The sequence below is a fragment of the Streptomyces sp. NPDC002671 genome, from assembly GCF_053592475.1.
The window spans coordinates 88,228-107,121 of record NZ_JBSFVU010000023.1 but is presented as its reverse complement, the minus strand read 5'-3'; the positions used below and the strand labels follow the sequence as shown (position 1 = coordinate 107,121).

General features: G+C 73.0%; 16 protein-coding genes. 2 read left to right on the top strand and 14 right to left on the bottom strand.

Annotated features, from left to right (window positions below; all coding sequences use genetic code 11):
- Window positions 1-4 precede the first annotated feature (4 nt).
- From ACWD35_RS30980 to ACWD35_RS30970, 3 genes are all read right to left on the bottom strand, one after another.
- On the bottom strand, window positions 5-262 hold the full coding sequence (locus ACWD35_RS30980; RefSeq protein WP_451354644.1) for a DUF6158 family protein: 258 nt from the start codon (window positions 260-262) through the stop codon (window positions 5-7).
- Window positions 263-469: 207 nt separating this feature from the next.
- Complete coding sequence (locus ACWD35_RS30975; protein ID WP_451354643.1) at window positions 470-2,089, bottom strand: ABC-F family ATP-binding cassette domain-containing protein; 1,620 nt, start codon at window positions 2,087-2,089, stop codon at window positions 470-472.
- 90 nt (window positions 2,090-2,179) lie between these two features.
- Window positions 2,180-2,842, bottom strand: a complete 663-nt coding sequence (locus ACWD35_RS30970; protein WP_451354642.1) for a histidine phosphatase family protein — start codon at window positions 2,840-2,842, stop codon at window positions 2,180-2,182.
- 200 nt (window positions 2,843-3,042) lie between these two features.
- Here ACWD35_RS30970 and ACWD35_RS30965 point away from each other — a divergent pair, with 200 nt between their 5' ends.
- Window positions 3,043-3,864 carry a class I SAM-dependent methyltransferase gene (locus ACWD35_RS30965; protein WP_451354641.1) on the top strand — a complete coding sequence of 274 codons (822 nt, stop codon included), beginning with the start codon at window positions 3,043-3,045 and terminating at the stop codon, window positions 3,862-3,864.
- Here ACWD35_RS30965 and ACWD35_RS30960 read toward each other — a convergent pair whose 3' ends face one another.
- Together ACWD35_RS30960 and ACWD35_RS30955 are read right to left on the bottom strand one after the other, a co-directional pair.
- Entirely contained in the window at window positions 3,865-4,563 is a 699-nt protein-coding gene (locus ACWD35_RS30960; protein ID WP_451354640.1) for a GvpL/GvpF family gas vesicle protein, read from the bottom strand.
- Between the two features lie 87 nt (window positions 4,564-4,650).
- The gene (locus tag ACWD35_RS30955; protein ID WP_451354639.1) at window positions 4,651-6,519 is read right to left on the bottom strand and encodes a transketolase; all 1,869 of its coding nucleotides are present in this window, start codon (window positions 6,517-6,519) and stop codon (window positions 4,651-4,653) included.
- Between the two features lie 229 nt (window positions 6,520-6,748).
- On the opposite strand from ACWD35_RS30955, the gene ACWD35_RS30950 reads away from it, so the two are divergent.
- On the top strand, window positions 6,749-7,096 hold the full coding sequence (locus tag ACWD35_RS30950; RefSeq protein ID WP_451354638.1) for a VOC family protein: 348 nt from the start codon (window positions 6,749-6,751) through the stop codon (window positions 7,094-7,096).
- Window positions 7,097-7,146: 50 nt separating this feature from the next.
- On the opposite strand, the gene ACWD35_RS30945 is transcribed toward ACWD35_RS30950, so the two are convergent.
- The 9 genes from ACWD35_RS30945 to ACWD35_RS30905 form a co-directional block, all read right to left on the bottom strand.
- Window positions 7,147-9,195 (bottom strand): DUF5107 domain-containing protein, encoded by a 2,049-nt coding sequence (locus ACWD35_RS30945; protein WP_451354637.1) that lies wholly within the window; start codon window positions 9,193-9,195, stop codon window positions 7,147-7,149.
- 133 nt (window positions 9,196-9,328) lie between these two features.
- The gene (locus ACWD35_RS30940) at window positions 9,329-9,874 is read right to left on the bottom strand and encodes a GNAT family N-acetyltransferase (protein ID WP_451354636.1); all 546 of its coding nucleotides are present in this window, start codon (window positions 9,872-9,874) and stop codon (window positions 9,329-9,331) included.
- A 27-nt stretch (window positions 9,875-9,901) separates the two neighbouring features.
- Window positions 9,902-10,147, bottom strand: coding sequence for a LapA family protein (locus ACWD35_RS30935; protein WP_451354635.1), 246 nt, complete (start codon window positions 10,145-10,147; stop codon window positions 9,902-9,904).
- 198 nt (window positions 10,148-10,345) lie between these two features.
- On the bottom strand, window positions 10,346-11,269 hold the full coding sequence (locus tag ACWD35_RS30930) for a S66 peptidase family protein (RefSeq protein WP_451354634.1): 924 nt from the start codon (window positions 11,267-11,269) through the stop codon (window positions 10,346-10,348).
- Window positions 11,266-13,290, bottom strand: a complete 2,025-nt coding sequence (locus tag ACWD35_RS30925; RefSeq protein ID WP_451354633.1) for a prolyl oligopeptidase family serine peptidase — start codon at window positions 13,288-13,290, stop codon at window positions 11,266-11,268. The genes ACWD35_RS30930 and ACWD35_RS30925 overlap by 4 nt, the downstream gene beginning before the upstream one ends.
- A gap of 14 nt (window positions 13,291-13,304) precedes the next feature.
- Window positions 13,305-14,609 (bottom strand): M20/M25/M40 family metallo-hydrolase, encoded by a 1,305-nt coding sequence (locus ACWD35_RS30920; RefSeq protein WP_451354632.1) that lies wholly within the window; start codon window positions 14,607-14,609, stop codon window positions 13,305-13,307.
- A complete protein-coding gene (locus ACWD35_RS30915; protein ID WP_451354631.1) occupies window positions 14,602-15,435 on the bottom strand; it encodes a M55 family metallopeptidase in 834 nt (277 codons plus the stop codon). Before ACWD35_RS30915 ends, ACWD35_RS30920 begins: the two co-directional genes overlap by 8 nt.
- Window positions 15,436-15,503: 68 nt before the next feature.
- Window positions 15,504-16,226 carry a class I SAM-dependent methyltransferase gene (locus tag ACWD35_RS30910; RefSeq protein ID WP_451354630.1) on the bottom strand — a complete coding sequence of 241 codons (723 nt, stop codon included), beginning with the start codon at window positions 16,224-16,226 and terminating at the stop codon, window positions 15,504-15,506.
- Window positions 16,227-16,309: 83 nt separating this feature from the next.
- Entirely contained in the window at window positions 16,310-18,775 is a 2,466-nt protein-coding gene (locus ACWD35_RS30905; protein ID WP_451354629.1) for a SpoIIE family protein phosphatase, read from the bottom strand.
- Window positions 18,776-18,894: the final 119 nt, after the last annotated feature.

Here is an 18,894-nt window from a genome sequence, read left to right as displayed (position 1 = left end):
CGCCTCAGCTGCCGGACAGGTCCGGAGTCGCCGACTCGCCGCAGCTGCGTTCGCGGGCGCCCTCGCGGGTGCGGCCCGCGCTGACCGTGCGGCGCGGGTTGCGGCGCAGGTACTCGCCCTCCAGCTGCGCCATGCGCTCGTTGTGGGTCCGCAGGGCGTCGTTCGAGCCGTACAGGAGGGTGTCGTGACGCGTGCGGTGGATGGTCTCCAGCTCCTTCATGAGCTGCTGGTCGTCCAGCTTGCTGGGGTCGACTCCGGTCATGGTGGTGCCCCGCTCGTCGTGTCGGTCGTCCGGTCCGGGTGCCCGCCCGGCGTGCACAGCCCCCGAGCGGTTCCCGGGAGGGAGCCGTGCAGCTCGCGTTCCTGCATCCACTCCACTGTACGAACATCCGGGGCCCCGGGCCTGCGCAGCCACCCCTCGCCCGAAACCCCTGGCCACAGCGGGCCGACGCCCGTGACCCCGGCAGGTCTATCGAGCCCGCTCGACCCTGCGTTCGTCCCAGACCGGTTCGGGGGTCTCGCGGACGCGGCCGTCGCTGCCGAAGACCAGGAAGCGGTCGAAGGAGCGGGCGAACCAGCGGTCGTGGGTGACTGCGAGGACCGTGCCCTCGAAGGCTTCCAGGCCTTCCTGGAGGGCCTCGGCGGACTCCAGGTCGAGGTTGTCGGTGGGCTCGTCCAGCAGCAGGGCGGTGGCACCGGCCAGTTCCAGCAGCAGGATCTGGAAGCGGGCCTGCTGGCCGCCGGAGAGCCGGTCGAAGGACTGTTCCGCCTGTGCGGTCAGTTCGTAGCGGCGCAGCCGGGACATGGCCGCACCGCGGTCCTGGGAGTGCTCCTTCCACAGGATGTCGAGGAGGGTGCGCCCCTGGAGTTCGGGGTGGGCGTGGGTCTGCGCGAAGTGGCCGGGCACGACCCGGGCGCCGAGCTTCCACTCGCCGGTGTGCGCCACGTCCTCCCCTGCGAGCAGCCGCAGGAAGTGCGACTTGCCGGAGCCGTTGGAGCCGAGGACGGCGACCCGTTCGCCGTAGAAGACCTCCAGGTCGAAGGGCTGCATCAGGCCGGTCAGCTCAAGTCCCTTGCAGGTGACGGCCCTTACGCCGGTACGGCCGCCCTTCAGGCGCATGGTGATGTCCTGTTCGCGCGGCGGCTCGGGCGGCGGGCCGGCCTCCTCGAACTTGCGCAGACGCGTCTGGGCGGCGGCGTACCGGGAGGCCATCTCGTGGCTGACGGCGGCGGCCTGACGGAGGTTCAGGACGAGCTTCTTCAGCTGGGCGTGCTTCTCGTCCCAGCGGCGGCGCAACTCCTCGAAGCGGGCGAAACGTTCGCGGCGGGCCTCGTGGTAGGTGGCGAAGCCGCCGCCGTGCACCCAGGCGTCGGCGCCGGCCGGTCCCGGTTCGACGGAGACGATCTTCTCGGCGGAGCGGGAGAGGAGTTCGCGGTCGTGGGAGACGAACAGGACCGTCTTGCGGGTCTCCCTGAGCTGCTCCTCCAGCCATCGCTTGCCGGGCACGTCGAGGTAGTTGTCGGGCTCGTCCAGCAGCAGGACCTCGTCGGTGCCGCGCAGCAGGGCCTCCAGGACGAGGCGCTTCTGCTCGCCGCCGGAGAGGGTGCGCACCTGCCGCCACTGGGCGCGCTCGTACGGCATGCCGAGCGCGGCCGTCGTGCACATGTCCCAGAGGGTCTCGGCCTCGTAGCCGCGTACTTCGGCCCAGTCGGCGAGGGCCTGCGCGTAGCGGAGCTGGGCGGCCTCGTCGTCGACGGTCATGATGGCGTGCTCGGCGGCGTCGACGGTCCGGGCGGCCTCGCGGATGCCGGGCGGGGCGACGGAGACGAGCAGGTCGCGGACGGTCGTCTCGTCGCGTACGGAGCCGACGAACTGGCGCATCACGCCGAGGCCGCCGCTGACGGTGACGGTGCCGCCGTGCGGTTTCAGCTCGCCGGAGATCAGCCGGAGCAGGGTCGTCTTGCCGGCGCCGTTGGGGCCGACCAGGGCGACGGCCGCGCCTTCGCCGACCCTGAAGGACACGTCGCCGAGCAGGGCCCTCCCGTCGGGCAGGTGGTACTCCAGGTGCGCGGCTTCGAGATGTCCCATGAGGAGGCATTCTGCGGTCCGGGCGCGGGCCGCGGCAAACCCATATGCGCTGCGCCACACACAGGTCCGTCCGGCGGTGCCCCGGGGCCGCTATTCCATGGCGTCGGCGTCCAGGGGCTCGCCCGCCGGGCCGCCCTCCCCCGCGGGCTCCACGGTGGCGCCGGCCCAGGACAGGGCCTTCCAGCCGTCGGACGGGGAGCCCTCCAGGATCACGACGCCGGTGTTCTCGAGGGAGTGGGCGGCGGCGAAGGCCACGTCCACGTTGCCGGCGCGGGCGGCGGTCCACATGCGGATGGCGGCGCCGTGGCTGACCATGGCGACGGTCCGGGCGCCGCTCGCCGCGGCCTCGGCGACCACGGCGTCGTACCGGGCCAGGGCCTCCTCGCCGCTCTCCCCGCCGGGGATGCGCAGCGTGGTGTCGCCGGCGGCCCAGGCGAACACCGTGCGCAGGTAGGTCCGGCCCAGCGGGGAGTCGCCGGGCAGCATCTCCAGGTCGCCGGCGGACAGCTCGCGGATGCCGGCGCGGACGATCATGTCCAGGCCGCGGGCGGCGGCGAGTGGGGCGGCGGTGAGCTGGGTGCGCAGCAGGGTGGAGACGTAGAGGGCCTCGATGTCCTCGTCGGCGAGGGCCTCGGGCAGCGCGGCGGCCTGTGCCTGGCCGAGGGGGGTGAGTCCGGGGCCGGGTACGGCGGTGTCCAGCAGCTGGTCCACGTTGGAGGGGGTCTGAGCGTGGCGGACGAGGAGCAGACGCATCCGGAGGTCTCCTTGAGCGGCGGGCACTTCAGCGTAACCGGACGCCTTGGCCGCGATGCCGGCCTGACGTTGCATCAGTCCATATGTCAAAACACGGGTCTCATCATTCGGCATGCACGGGTACCGTGATCGGTACGCCGGGACGGGCTCGCAGGACCCCGTGGCCGGTACGACGAGAAGGACGACAAGGGGGCACAGTCATGCCGGAAGCGCGGGAGAGCGCCGTCTACACGCACGGGCACCACGAGTCGGTGCTGCGTTCGCACACCTGGCGGACCGCCGCCAACTCCGCGGCCTATCTGCTCGGTTCGCTCAAGCCCCACATGAAGATCCTGGACATCGGCTGCGGTCCGGGCACCATCACGGCGGACCTGGCGGAACTGGTCCCGGACGGCCATGTCACCGGTGTCGACCGGGCGCCGGGCATCCTGGAGCAGGCCCGGTCCACCGCCGCCGCCCGCGGTCTGGCCAACGTCGGCTTCGCGGTCGCCGACGTCCATGCCCTGGACTACCCGGACGACACGTTCTGCGTGGTCCACGCCCACCAGGTGCTCCAGCACGTGGGGGACCCGGTGCGGGCGCTGCGCGAGATGCACCGGGTGACGAAGCCGGGCGGGTTCATCGCCGTACGTGACGCGGACTACGCGGCGATGACCTGGTATCCGGAGCTGCCGGGCCTGGACGACTGGCTGGACCTGTACGAGCGGGTCGCCCGCGCGAACGGCGGCGAGCCGGACGCCGGGCGCCGGCTGAAGTCCTGGGCGCTGGCGGCGGGGCTCACGGACATCACCGCCACCTCCGGCACATGGACGTTCGCCGCGCCGGAGGAGCGGGCCTGGTGGAGCGGGATGTGGGCGGACCGCACCCTGGCCTCGGCCTACGCCGAGCAGGCCACGCAGGGTGGCCACGCGACCACCGGGGAGCTGGAGGCCGTGGCGGAGGCATGGCGGGAGTGGGGCCGGCGTGAGGACGGCTGGTTCACGGTCCTGAACGGGGAGATTCTGTGCCGTAAGGAGGCCTGATCAGGCACTTTCGCCCGTGAACGAGTACGGCGCCCGGGGGCCGGCCAGTTCCACCCGCATTCCGGTGCGCTCGCCCTTCGTACGGTCGACCAGTTCCACGAATTCCTCGGAGTCCGCGCGCGGCACGAGGTAGGAGGCGTTCAGCACGTTCCGGCCCGGCGCTCCGGGAAGCGCGGGGCTGTGCGGGGCGTACAAGCGGAAGGCCTCGGCGTGCCGGGAGAGGCTCCCGTGCACGTCGCGCGCGACCCGCTCGGCGTCGTCCTCCCGGGATACAGGGGGTTCCGCGGATTCCCGGGATTCCAGGTACACCTGTACGCCCCACTCCACCCGGCCGTGCAGCCGCTCCAGGATGCGCAGGAAGTCGGTCTCGCGGGCCTCCAGCATGGTGCGTACGGCGCTGTCGTCGCGCAGGACGGTGGCGAGCCGGAGCGGCAGCGGGGTGGTGACCGTGGCGAGCGCGTCGATCACGCGCTCGTGGGCGCGGCCGGTCTGCGTCCGCCAGTCCGGGTCCGCCAGGTGGGCGCGCAGCCGCGCCTCGGAGAAGTCCGTCTCCGGGACGATGCTGACCACCGCGACCAGGTCGCGATGTCTGAGCAGGGCGGGCGGGGCGCCGCCCACTCCGCACAGCTGGCACTGGAGTGCCGCTTCGAACGGGCGGCACACGGCGTACACGTAGCGCAGTCCGGTCCGTGGGGTCATCGGGCCTCCCTCCGGGCCGGGCTCCCACCCGTCGACGCCCTGCCAGGTTCTTCCCTCCCTACAGGGTGATGCCACGGGCGGCGTACGTCAGGTCGAGCCGGCCGCCGCCGTGTCCGCGACCGGCTCCTGGACCAGCTGCCGGGCGGCGGCGGCGATCGCGATGACGTCGATGCCGGCCGCGTGCAGCTGTTCGTCGGGGGCTGCCGAGCCGGGCATGGTACGGACCGCGAGCCGGGCCAGGCGGGGCATGGGCCGGCCGTCCGCGAGCGCCTCCGCGACGGCGTCGGCGAGGCCGCCCTCCGGGTGGTGGTCCTCGACGGTGAGGAGGCAGCCGGTCTCGGCGGCAGCCCGGCGCAGGGTGTCCGCGTCGACGGGCTTGACCGAGTACAGGTCGATCACCCGTACCGCGATGCCGTCCTCGGCGAGCCGGTCGGCGGCGGCCAGCGCCTCGTGCACGGTCACTCCGGCGGCGACGACGGTCAGCCGGTCCTCGGCGCTGGAGCGCAGCGTCTTGCTGCCGCCCACCTCGAACTCCTCCTCGGGGCCGTAGAGGACGGGGGTCTTGCCGCGCGAGGTGCGCAGATAGCGGATGCCGTCGCAGCCGGCCATGGCGGCGACCAGCCTGGCGGTCTGGTTGGCGTCGCACGGGTAGAGGACGGTCGAGCCGTGGACGGCGCGGAACATGGCGAGGTCCTCCAAGCCCATCTGCGAGGGCCCGTCCTGGCCGATGGCGACGCCCGCGTGGGAGCCGACCAGGTTGATGCCGGAACCGCTGATGGAGGCCATGCGGACGAAATCGTGGGCGCGGGTGAGGAACGCGGCGAACGTGGCGGCGTACGGCAGCCAGCCGCGGGTGGCCATGCCGACGGCGGTGGCGACGAGCTGCTGTTCGGCGATGTAGCACTCGAAGAAGCGCTCGGGGTGTTCCTTGGCGAAGATCTCGGTGCGGGTGGAGTCGCCGACCTCCCCGTCCAGGACGACGACGTCGCCGCGTGCGGTGCCGAGCGCTGCGAGGGCCTTGCCGAAGGCGTCCCGGGTGGCGACCTCCTCGCCCCGTTCGTAGCGCGGGAGTTGGAGGACGTCGATGGTGGTGTCGTGCAGCACGGCGGCGGCAGGCGGTTCGCTGACGCTGACGCGCAGGTTGCGGGGGCCGCCGAGTTCGGCGATGGCCTCCTCGGGTTCGGGCAGCGGCTTGCCGTGCAGGCCCTCGCGGTCCTGGACGGCGGCGACGCCCTTGCCCTTGAGGGTGCGGGCGAGGATCACGGCGGGCTGCCCGGTGACGGACCGCGCCTGGCCGAGGGCCTGGTCGACGGCGTCGACGTCGTGCCCGTCGACCTCGATGGTGTGCCAGCCGAACGCCTGGAAGCGGCGGGCGTAGGCGTCCAGGTCGTGGCCGTGCCGGGTGGGGCCGCGCTGACCGAGCCGGTTGACGTCGACGATCGCGGTCAGGTTGTCCAGGTGCTCGTAGGCGGCGTGTTCGGCGGCCTCCCACATCGAACCCTCGGCCAGTTCGCTGTCCCCGCACAGCACCCACACGCGGGCGTGGCTGCGGTCCAGGCGTTGTCCGGCCAGGGCGATGCCGACGGCGACGGGCAGGCCCTGGCCGAGCGAGCCGGTGGCCGTCTCGACCCAGGGCAGCCGGCGGGGCGTGGGGTGGCCTTCGAGGCGGCTGCCCAGCTTGCGGAAGGTGAGCAGTTCGCCGTCCTCGATGGCGCCGGCCGCCTTGTAGGCGGCGTACAGCAGCGGTGTGGCGTGGCCCTTGGAGAGGACGAAGCGGTCGTTGGCGGGGTGCTCGGGGCGTTGGAAGTCGTAGCGCAGATGGTGGGCGAGCAGGACGGCCATCAGGTCGGCGGCGGACATCGAGGACGTCGGGTGCCCGGAGCCGGCCGCGGCGGCGGCGCGCACGCTGTCCACGCGCAACTGCTGGCCGAGTTCGATGAGTTCGGCGGTGTTCATGGGTCTCCTTCGGCGGCGGGACGTGGATCTTGCTGTGCGGCTCCTCCGAGGTCTTCCGCGTATCCGGGTGCGGAGCACCCAAACGCCCGCCGGGTCACCCGGATGCCACTGCCCCAGGGCAGGGCGCGGTTCCGCGGCAGGGCACAGCGCACCGAGGCCGCCGGGCGGTGCGCCGGACGGGGCGACGGGGGCATGCGCCGGACCGGGTGCCCCAACTAGGCTCGTGTGTATGGAGATTCTGGGCGCCTCGCTGCGCATCTGCGTCGAAGACCTCGAAGCCGCGATCCCGTTCTACGAGCGTCTGGCGGGCGGCAGAGCGCTCCGCTTCGAGCGTGGTGGTGTCCAGGTCGCCGCGGTGGGCTCCTTCCTGTTGATGAGCGGCCCGGAGGCGGAGCTGGAGATCCTGCGGAAGGTGGCCGCGACGATCGCGGTGAAGGACGTGGACGAGGCCCACCGGGTGCTCACGGAGCTCGGCGCACGGATCATCGCGGGTCCGGTGCCGACGCCGGTGGGCCGGAATCTGATCGCCGTGCATCCGGACGGGTCGGTGTTCGAGTACGTGGACCACCAGGACTGACGGGGGCCGACCGGCGCGCCGGCCCCCGCTCGGGGCGCCACGGCCCGCGCTCAGGGCGTGTCGGGTCGCATCCGGAAATCGTGGTGGGCGGGCAGGGGCTCGTCGGTGAGGCGGGCCCAGAGCCGGCCGATCACGTCCGCGCCCTCCCTCAGGTCCGCGAGCTCGAAGCCCGCGTCGAAGACGGCCCGGGCGTCGGTGGGCCGGCCCTCCGCGAGCAGCAGTTCGGCCTCCAGCAGCCGGAACCGGCCGCGGCTGCGCACGGCGGGCAGGAGCCGTTCCCATACGGCCCGCGCGGTGGCCGTGCGCCGCGCCGCGAGGAGGGCTTCGAGGGTTTCGCGGCCGAGCGCGGCCAGGGCGGCCGTCCAGGTCTCGCCGTCGTCGCGCCGCTCGCGGCACAGGTCGTCGAAGGCCTCGGCGTACCGTTCCGCGGCCCGCTCGTGGTGGCCGCATTCCTGGTCGGCGACGGCGAGGCAGCGCAGCAACGGCCAGAGGGAGGGCGCCAGTTGGAGAGCGCGCTCCCAGCTGCGGACGGCCTGGGCGCGGTCGCCGGCGTGCCATTGGGCGATGCCGAGGTGGTATTCGCTGTGCGGGGTGGCGGGTGCGGTCTCCAGCATGTCCCGCCAGTGCGGGGCGACCAGGGTCGCAGCCGGGGGCAGTACCCGGCGGGGCTCCGGCAGGGAGCCGGTGCGCAGCAGCTGCAGCCAGGGGGCCTGGGCCTCGCCGAGGGTGGTCTCGGGGAACGGGGTGCCGGGCAACTTCCAGCCCGCGCGCAGCACTTCGAGCGCGCCCCAGCCGGAGCCGGTGGCCAGGATCTCGCCGGGTTCGGTGTCGGCGTGCGGCTGCCACGCCCGGTACGCCGCCTCGACGCGGGCGCGGGGCAGGAGGGACTCCAGGCGTTCCTCCGCCGCCCGGACGAGCTGGGGCCAGGGCCGCCGGCCGTCGTCGCCGGGTGCGTCGAGGGGAGTGTCGAGGGGGCCGTACGCCTCCAGCCAGGAGACCTCGCTCTCCGCGTCGAGGCGGACGTGTTCCAGCTGGGTGCGGGCGAGTCCTGCCTGGATCTCGCAGTAGCCGCCGGTGCCGGGCTCGGTCAGCCACTCCTGCCAGCGCCGTCCGCCGGGTCCGCTGCCCCACACGAACAGCTTCCGGCCGTGCAGTGCGTCGGTGGAGGTCTGTACGAGCCCGTGCCCGTCGGCGTCGACGGCGGCGATCCAGGGGCGGCGGCCGTCGGGCAGTTCGTAGAAGTAGTCGGCTGCGTAAGGGCTGTTGAGGGGGTGGGTGCGGTCGATGCCGTCGTGGGCGGGGACAGGGACGCGGCGCAGGCGGCGTTGGTAGCCGATGGGGGTACCTCCCACGCCCTTGAGGCAGTGGGGGAACCAGGCCTCGTCGGCGGGGGCGAGGATCCGCCGGTCCTCGGGTACGGCGGTGTTGGACCACCAGTAGGCGGGCACCGGGCGCTCGTGCGGGTTGCGGACGCGGACGCCGACGTAGAGGAAGTCGGAGCCGTCCGGGAGCCACAGGTCGACCTGGAAGGGCAGGTCGCGCAGCCGTTCCCACTCCCACAGGCGCAGCATGGCTCCCCCACTGCCTGAACGGCGTGGGCGGTGCCCCCATCCGTCGGGGGCGGGGACGCGGGCGGCGTGCAGGGGGGCGCAGGACAGGGTGGTGTGGCCGGTGGCGCCGATGTTCCATTCGATGCCGCCGGAGTACCAGGCGCCGTTGAGGGCGAAGTTGGCGGGCTGGAACACCGGGTTGCGGTAGAGGAGTTCGCGTCCGGTGGGCAGGTGGACGAGGGAGGCGACACGGCCGCCGAGGCCGGGCAGGACGGTGGCACGCAGCCGGTCGTTCTCGATCACCAGGGCGTCGAGGGGGCGTGGGGTGCGGGTTCTTCCGTATCCGTCGCGGAGGGGCACCGGCAGCAGGCTGCGCAGCGGCTCGTAGTCGAGCTGGCGGGCCATGGACCGGGGCATCGCGTCACGGTCGCGGTCGTCGATGCGGTGAACCTCGTCGAGCAGCCGGAGCGGGGGCAGCGGGTTGTCCGGTCCCAACTCGGCGGCGGGCAGCGTCAGTACCTCGCGTCGGATCCTCGTCACGGTGACCATGGAACCCGCCGGGGCGCGGGTCGGCCAGGGGAGCTGCCGGTCAGGATTACGCAAAAGCCGCGGAAGCCGGGCTCCGGCCGGGTGCGTTCAGGCGCGCAGCCCGGCGGTGTTCAGGCGCGCATCGCGTAGGTTTTCAGGCGCGCATCTCGGCCGTGATCGCCCAGCGTTCGTGGTCCCGCCACGCCCCGCCGATGTAGATCATGGCGGGCGAGAAGCCTTCCCGGCGGAAGCCGGCGCCGCGGGCGAGGGCGAGGGAAGCGGTGTTGCCGGGCTGGGCGTTGATCTCCAGCCGGTGCAGTCCGAGGGGTCCGAACGCGTACCCGATGACCAGGTCGAGGGCCTCGCGCATCAGGCCCCGGCCGGCCGCGTGGGCGAAGGCGCCGTAGCCGAGGGCGCCGCACTGGAAGCCGCCCCGGACGATGTTGTTGATGTTGATGAAGCCGGCGATGGCCCCGCCGTCCTTCTCGCACACCAGGAATCCGGCCCTGGCAGGGTTGTCGATCAGCCCGTCGGCGTAGGTGGCGTAGGCCTCCTCGGTCTCCGGCGGGAACAGCCAGGGGTGGTGCAGGTCCTGGCTCTCGCGGGCCCTGGCGGTGAACTCGGCACTGTCCTCGCGGGCGAAGGGGCGGATGCCCACGCGGGGGCCCTCGGCGAGGTAGCCGGATGCGGCGTGCGTCATCCGATCATCGTACGCGCCACCGGCGGGTCACCGGCCGCGCCGCTTCACGGCGTACGCCCCGCACACGGCGCCGATGAGGCCGGTGGCGAGCAGGACCGTCCACAGCGGCATGGTGATCTCGGGGCCGATCAGCCGGATGCGGGTGGGGCCGGTGTTCTGGAACACGAGGACCAGGCCGAGGAGGGCGAGGGCCGGCACGGGTATGCGGGCCCGGCTCGGCGGCCCGGCCGTGCTGTCGTCGGCTGCGGCGCCCTCCTTGGTCTTGGGGCTCATGCGATCAGGGTGAGGCAGAGGGCGCCGTTCCGCACCGCGGCGGCGCCCTCCGGGTGACCGGCTCGATGCTGGGGCAATGCGGATACCGGTAGGTAGGTACCGGCCGGGGGCCATGCTGTGACACGTGTCAGTCCACGGTCAACGAGGCTGCGTGGTTTCTTGACGAAGATTCAGCAGGCCGCATCGGCCGCCTGGACCTCAGCGCAGCGCAGGCTCGTCGAGTATCAACGTGCCCGCATCCGCGTCGAGTTCGGCCATGACACCGAAGGGAATGGTCAACGCGCCCTCGCAGTGCCCGAACCCGAACTCCTCGACGACCGGGACGCCGAGCGTGCCGAGACGGTCGACGAGCATGGGCCGCACCTGTTCGTAAGGGCCGCACTCCGCCCAGGAGCCGAGCAGCACCCCGTGCACCCCCTCGAGCCAGCCGGAGCGCAGGAGTTGGGTGAGGTAGCGGTCCAGCCGGTACGTCACCTCGCCCACGTCCTCCAGGCACAGCAGCCCGCCGCGCGCCGAGGGCCGGGCACCGGGGACACCGCGTTCGGCGGCGAGCAGACACAGGTCGCCGCCGACAGTGACACCGCGGGCCCGTCCCGGGACGAGGGCGCTGCCGCCGGAGGCGATGGTGCGGACGGTTTCCGGGGCGAAGAGCGTGGCCTTCAGGTGCCCCTGCGCCCGCTCGTTCTTGATGAAGTCGATGCCCGCTGCCATCGGCCCGTACAGGGTGGCGAGTCCCAGGCGGGTGGCGAAGGCCTCGTGCAGCACGGTGAGGTCGCTGAAGCCGACGAACACCTTCGGGCCGGCCGCGCGCATCGCCTCCCAGTCGAGCAGGTCGATCATCCGCTGGACGCCGTAGCCTCCGCGGGCGCACAGGACCGCGTCCACCGCCCGGTCGCACCAGGCCTGCTGGAAGTCGGCGGCGCGGTCGGCGTCCGTGCCCGCGAGGTAGGGGAAGTCCCCGTGCCGGTCCAGCACATGGGGTGCGACCACCGGGTCGAGGTCCCAGCCGCGCAGCACGTCGAGCCCCGCCTGCAGCCGTTCCTCGGGGACCGTCCCGCTGGTGGCCACCACGGCCACGCGCGCCCCGGGAGCCAGCCGGGCCGGCCGCGCCAGTTCTCTCATCTGCGCAACTCCACCTCAGGAACACCGGACACATCGAGATCGAACACCTGAGCGTACAGGGACAGTTCGGCCTCCAGCGCGCGCACCAGGGTCGACGCGCGCCGGAATCCGTGCCCTTCCCCCTCGAAGGTCAGGTAGGCGTGCGGCACGCCCCGGCCCTCGATCCGGGCGAGGAACCGTTCGCACTGGGCGGGCGGGCAGATGACGTCGTCCAGGCCCTGGAGCAGCAGGAAGGGCGCGGTGAGCCGGTCGGCGTGCTCGGTGGGCGAGCGCTCGGCGTACCGGGCGGGCTGCCCCACTGCCTCAAAGGCGTGGGAGGTACCCCCATGGGCGAGGGGCCCGATCAGTGACTCCAGGTAATGCGACTCGAAGTCGTGGGTCTCCCCCGGCCCCCAGGTCGCGAGGTCGAGGACGGGGTAGGCGATGGTGCCGCAGGCGTAGACGTCGGTGGTGGTCAGGGAGGCGGCGGTGGTCCAGCCGCCCGCACTGCCGCCGCGGATCGCGAGCCGTGCGCGGTCGGCGGTGCCCTCGTCGGCGAGGGCGCGGGCGACGGCGGCGCAGTCCTCGACGTCGACCACGCCCCACTGCTCGCACAGCCGCTCGCGGTAGGCGCGCCCGTAGCCGGTGGAGCCGCCGTAGTTGACCTCGGCGACACCGATACCGCGCGAGGTGAAGTACGCGATGGCGAGGTCCAGTACGAGCGCTGCCCGGCCGGTGGGGCCGCCGTGCGCCCAGACGACGTACGGCGGCAGTTCGCCGTCGGGGGCGGCGCGGTCGGGGTTGTGCGGCGGGTAGACGTGGGCGTGCACCTCGCGGCCGGCCGGGCCGGTGAAGGTGCGGATCTGCGGTTCGGGGTAGTAGGCCGGGTCGACGGGATCCCGGTGGCGGGCGCCGATGGTGCGGGCCCGGCCGCTCGCGGTGTCGAGTTCCACGACTTCGTAGGCGGTGCGCGGGCTTGCGGCGACGGCGACGACCCGGCCGGAGCCGCCGGCCGCGCCGGTCCCGTTCTCGCTCGGGGCGCGGTGGGCGGCGAGGGTGGGTGCGAACTCGGTCCAGGGGCCGGCGGCGTCGACCAGCTCGCCGGATTCTGTATCCAGTATTCCGAGTGCAGTCGACCCGCGACCGTGTACGACCGCGATCAGACCGTTGTCCAGCGGTGCGAACCACGACAGGCCGAGTTTCCACAGCGGCCCGCCGAACTCCTCCTCGCGGGGGCACAGGGGTGTGCCGTCGCGGTACAGGTTCCACCAGCCGCTGCGGTCGCTCGTATACAGGATCCTGCCGTCCGTCGACCAGTCGACCTGCGCGATGGCCTCATCCGGTCCACCGGCGACTGTATGCGGTATGCCGAGCGTCCCGTCGTCCCCGACCTCCGCGACCAGCAGTTCCGTGCCGTCCCACGGCATCCGCGGATGGTCCCAGGCCAGCCAGGCGGCGCGCCGGCCGTCGGGCGAGAGGCGGGCGCCGGTGAGGAACCGGTGCCGGTCGTCGGTGAGTTCGCGTACGGCACTGCGGTCGTCGGCGGCCGAGCCGTCGAGCGGTACGGCCGCCAGGACCCGTCGCACGTGGCCGGGGCCCTCGCCGGTGAACTCCTCCAGCACGCACCACACCTCGCCGCGCGCAAGGTCGATCCGCGGCTCCGCCCAGCGCAGTCCGCCGCCCAGCGCCGACACGGAGGTCAGGGGCCGCGGCTCGCCGCCCGCCTCGTAGCGGTACAGCCGCTGGTCGGCGTAGTCCGTGAACACCACCAGGGGTCCGGTGTCCCGCATCACCCCGGTCCAGGGCCGGCCGCCGTACTCGATCACCCGGTTGCGCACGTTCCACGGCGCGGGCAGGACCGGCTCCTCGCTGCCGTCCACGCGCCGCCGTACCAGCGCGCGCCGGCCGCCCTCGGCGGGGCGGGGCTCGGTCCACCAGACCTCGTCGCCGACGAAGGCCGGCCATTCGGGCTGCCCGTCGTGCGCGGCGGCGAGCGCCGCGTCGATGGGCGAGGGCCACGAACCGTATGCCGACGTCCGCACCTTCTCCCCCTCCCCTAGACGGTCCGCAGGAAGCGGTCGAGGACGCGGACGCCGAAGTGCAGCGCCTCGACGGGTACGCGCTCGTCCACGCCGTGGAACAGCGCCTGGTAGTCGAGGTCCTCGGGCAGTTTCAGCGGGGCGAAGCCGTAGCCGGTGATGCCGAGCCGGGAGAAGTGCTTGGCGTCCGTGCCGCCCGACATGCAGTACGGCACGACGTGCCCCTCGGGCGCGAACTCCTCGACGGCGGCCCGCATCGCGGCGTAGACGGGCGAGTCCAGGGGGGCCTGGAGGGCGACCTCGCGGTGGGCGAACTCCCAGTCCACGTCCGGTCCGGTGAGCCGGTCCAGGGTGGTGGTGAACTCCTCCTCACCGCCCGGCACATAGCGCCCGTCCACGAAGGCGACCGCTTCGCCCGGGATGACGTTGACCTTGTAGCCGGCGTCCAGCATGGTCGGGTTGGCGCTGTTGCGGACGGTCGACTCGACCAGCCGGGCGGCCGGGCCGAGGTTCTTCAGCAGCCGGCCCACGTCGGTGAAGTCGGCGTCGACGCGGTACAGGGCGGCGAGTTCGGTGAGCGCTGCCTCCACGGTCGGGGTGAGCCTGAACGGCCACTCGTACTCGCCGATGCGGGTGATCGCGGCGGCCAGCCGGGTCACCGCGTTCTCCCGGTTGACCTTGGAGCCGTGCCCGGCCCGGCCGCGCGCGGTGAGCTTGAGCCAGGCGGTGCCCCGCTCCCCGGCGGCGATGGGGTAGAGCTCCCGGCCGGAGCCGTCGTGGAAGGTGAAGGCGCCGGACTCGCCGATGGCCTCGGTGCAGCCCTCGAACAGTTCGGGATGCCGGCCGGCGAGGAATCCGGCGCCGTCCTCGGCGCTCGCCTCCTCGTCGGCGGTGAACGCGATGACCAGGTCGCGGCGGGGCCTGAGCTCCTGGCGGGCCCAGGACCGGACGACGGCGAGGATCATCGCGTCCATGTTCTTCATGTCGACGGCGCCCCGCCCCCACACCACACCGTCCCGGACCTCGCCCGAGAAGGGATGCACGCTCCAGTCGGCGGCCTCAGCGGGCACCACGTCGAGGTGGCCGTGGACCAGCAGCGCGTCGGCGGACGGGTCGCTGCCGCCGATCCGGGCGACGACGTTCGTGCGGCCAGGCGTCCGCTCCAGCAGCAGCGGCTCCAGCCCGGCCTCGGCGAGCCGCTCGGCGGCGTACTCGGCGGCGGGCCGCTCCCGGCAGTCCCCGCCGCCCCGGTTGGTGGTGTCGATCCGGATCAGGCCGGAGGTGAACTCCACGACCTCCTCCAGAGCCTGACGGTCAGCCATACTGCTCCTCCACCGCGGCCGAGACGATCGTGGTGACCGCCTTGAACGTCCGGATTCCCTCGTACATGGTGGCACTGGTGTACGCCACCTTGCGCTCCCCGATCCGCGCGACGCCGGGCACGACGGTCGCGGCCGACGCCAGGTGCTCGGCGTCGAACTCGACGGCGATCGTGAACGGCCCGGCCTGCATGGGTGTGTGACGGACCGCCAGCTGTGCGGCCTCCTTGGCGGCGGCTCGGATTTCGGCGGCGGTGCGGGCCGGGGTGCGGCAGACGGCCGCGTAGCGCGACACATGGTCCTTGACTGCGACCTTCAGCGCCTCGGGCGCGTAGCCGAGCGCGTCCTCGCAGGCCACGTCGTCGCCGGTGACGAGGACGACCGGGACGCCGTACTCGGCGACGACGTGCGCGTTCAGCAGCCCCTCGCTCGCGCGGACGTCGTTCAGCCACACACCGGTGATCTGGTTGGCGAGGTAGGTGTGGGCGAGGACGCCCTCCATGCCGGCGCCCGCGTGGAAGCCGACGAACGCGATGCCGTCCACGTCGCCGTGCTGGACGCCCTCCACCATGGACAGCTCCTTGTGCCGCCCGGTGAGCATCTCCACGCGCTCGTCGAGCCGTTCCAGGAGCAGGTTCCGCATGGTCCAGTGGGCCTCGTTGACGAGGACCTGGTCGGCGCCGCCGTCGAAGAAGCCCCGGGCGGCGGCGTTCACGTCGGAGGTGAACATCGACCGGCACCGCTCCCACTGGGGCGTCCCCGGCAGCACGTCGGCCGGCCAGGTGACACCCGTGGCACCCTCCATGTCCGCACTGATGAGGATCTTCATGCTCCGTCACGTTACGCGCCATCGGGGAGCTGGGCTACGACCGGAACATGCCGTCGGCCTGCCGGGTTTCACTCGCGCGCGAGGACGAACCAGCGGGCCGGAAGGTCGATGCGGGTGCCGTCGGCCATGTACTCGGTCTGCGGAAGTGCCGTGTCCCCGGTGGCGAGGATCTTCAGCCCGGCCTCGGCGAGCAGCTGCGGGACCTCCTCGTCCGGGGCGTCGGCGGGCTTGAGGCCGTGGTGGAGGACGCGGCGCAGCTTGGGCGGGGGCCCGTCGGGGCCGGACGCGGCGCGCTGGAGCACCTCGCGGGAGCCGGAGGTGAGTTCGACGACGAACGCCCGCCCCTCGGTGCCGATGACGTCGGCGACGGCGGCGGCGACCAGGGGGCGTGCGGCGGGTTCACTCTGGTGGATGACGGCACGCATGTACACGTTGCTGTCGCCGAGGCGCTCGCGCAGCGCCCGTACGGCTTCCGTGTCGGTCAGGTCGAGCTGCCGGAACTCGACGGCGGTGCCGTCCGCGGTGGCCCGGCGGGCGTGCTCGACGGCCGCGTGCGTGAGGTCGACGCCGACGGCGCGGGCGAACCGGGTGGCCAGGTAGCGGGTCTGGGTGCCGTTGCCGCAGCCGAGGTCGACGATGGTGCGCGTGGTGTCCGCGTACGGCAGCAGCAGCTCACTGTGCGGCACGGCGGACAGCGAGGGGTCGGAGTCCCAGATCGCCTCGCCGGGGGCGTCGGAGATCTCACTCCAGTAACTCTCCCAGGCATTGCGGTAGTTGTCCGAGACGTTCATGCGATCTCCCCACATCGGCTCCGTGATCGGGATATCGCGGCTGTCGGTGGTTCGGCAAGGGGGGCGGGGTAAGAGAGCACGGGTCATCTGACGGTCTGTTCGAACCAGACCGTCTTACGGTGTCCGCTCGCACTGGCACCCCATTCGCGGGCCAGCCGGCTGACCACGCGCAGGCCGCGCCCCGACTCGTCGTAGGGGCCGGCGCCGAGCATGGCGGGCAGGGCGGGTTCGGCGTCGGTGACCTCGAACAGCAGGGCGTCGGTGCGGACCACGCGCAGGTCGACCGGTTCGCCGCCCGCGTGCCGGACGGCGTTGGTGACGACCTCGCTGACCAGCAGCTCGGCGGTCTCCACGGTCTGCGGCAGGCTCCACTGGAGCAGTCGGTCGCGGACCAGGCGGCGGGCGTGTGCGACCTCGCGCGGGTCGGCCTCCAGCTGCCATTCGGCGACGTGGTCGTCGGGGATGCCGTTGAGCCTGGCCATGAGCAGGGCGACGTCGTCCTTACGGCCGCCGCGCGTGTTGAGGGCGCGGATGATCGTGTCGCAGGCGTCGTCCATGGAGGCGGCGGGGTGTGCGGCGGACTCGCAGAGCGCGGCGAGGCCCTCGCCGATGTCGGAGCCGCGCACCTCGACCAGGCCGTCGGTGCACAGCACCAGCCGGTCGCCGGGCGCGACGCGGACGCGGGTGACCTCGAAGGGGACGCCGCCGACGCCGATGGGGGCGCCGGTGGGCAGGTCGAGGAGTTCGCTGCGCCCGTCCTCGGCGCGGACGAGGACGGGCGGGATGTGTCCGGCGTTGGCGAGGAGGAGTTCGCCGCGGATCGGGTCGTAGACCGCGTACAGGCAGGTGGCGAGGTAGTTCTCGCCGAGCCGGCGGGCCAGGTCGTCCAGGTTGCGCAGCAGTTGGGCGGGTGGGGTCTCCATGGCGGCCATGGTCTGGACGGCGGTGCGCAACTGGCCCATCATCGCGGCGGAGTTGAGGCCGTGGCCCATGACGTCACCGACGACGAGGGCGGTGCGGGAGCCGGGCAGTTTGATGGTGTCGAACCAGTCTCCGCCGATCCTGCCGAGCCGGGTGCCGGGCAGATAGCGGGTGGCGATGTCGCAGCCGGCCATGCGCGGGCTGACCTGCGGCAGCATGCTGTCCTGGAGGATGTCGGCGACGTTCTCCTGGTAGGTGTACATGCGGGCGTTGTCGAGGACGAGCCCCGCGCGGGCGGCGAGTTCGGCGCCGGTGGTGCGGTCCATGTCGTCGAAGGGCGCGCGGTCCGGGCGGCGCAGCAGCACCATGAAGCCGAGGACGACGTTGCGGGCCTTGAGCGGGACGATCAGCAGGGAGCGGCCGTTGATGAGCGGCCTGAGGTCGCGCTTCTCGAACTCGCCGGAGATGCGGTCGCCCAGTTCGTCGCTGATCCTCGGGATGAGGACGGGTTCGCCGGTGACCATGCACTGGTAGAACGGGGTGTGTTCGGGGAAGGCGAAGGCCTCGCCGACGGGCACGGTGTCGTCCCAGCGGCCGGGTTCGTCGTTGTGCTCGACCCAGACGCGGTGCATGACGGTGCTGGCGTCCGGCGGGCCGTCCGGGAAGCCCTCGCCGGCGAGGACGGCGGCGCGCAGGTGGGTGCCGGCGAAGTCCGCGAAGCGGGGGACGGCGGCGCTGGTGACCTCGCGGATGGTCTCGCCGAGGTCGAGCGAGGTGCCGATGCCGGAGCTGACCTCGTTGAGGAACTCCAGCCGTTCGCGGACGGCCGCGTACTCCAGGTCCTGTTCGGCACCGGCAGGGATCACCACGGCGGCGGCCGGGTCGCGGGGTGCGACGGCTTCGGTTCGGTCGCGTCCGGCGCGGCGGGGCACGCCCCAGTACGGGGTGACGGGCACCCGGTCGAACTGGCTGAACTCCAGGACGGGGTAACCGAGTTCGAGGACCTGGGAGGCGATGCGGCCACTGAGTCCCGGGCCCATGTTGGGGAGGATCTCGGGCAGCCGCCGTTCGAGTTCGTCGGCGGCGGGCAGTTCGGTGTGGCGGGCGAAGCCGGGCGAGATGCGTTCGGCGGTCTCGCCGTCGTGGCCGCGCTCGTCGCGCAGCCGGGTGGCGTCGGCGGCGAGCACCAGGAGCCGGGCGGGTCCGGGGCCGACGAGCGGGTAGGCCCACCAGAGCACGTCGAGGCGGGCGGCCTCGCCCGCGGGGCCCGGGTCCGCGTCCGGGTGCGGCTGCTCGTCCGGGTGCGGGAAGAGGCGGGCGCGGCCCGCGGTCGGGTAGGCGGTGTGGCCGCCGAGCGAGGCCTCCAGGTCGGGCCCGAGCCCGTCGTAGGCGGCGTAGGCGTGCTGCGGAGTGTCGTCGGGGAGTGCACCGGAGACGGGCAGCAGGTCCGCGGCGGGGCGCCCTACGGCGTCCTGGCGGCTCACGCCGAACAGCCGCCCGGCGCCGCTGCTCCAGTGGGAGACCTGGCCGTCGCGGTCGACGACGACCACGGCCAGCGGAATCCGTCCGGCCTCGGCCTCGCCGGCGCCGCGGCCGGGAAGGGTGTCCCGCTCGCTGCCACCGTCCATGGCCAGGCCCTCTCTCCCCACAGCTGTTCGCAAACGATCTGTGCCGCCCGCCACTACGGTACGGCGGCGGACGGTGGCGATGTGGGGCAATCCTGGAATTGGCGTCATGTGATCACACC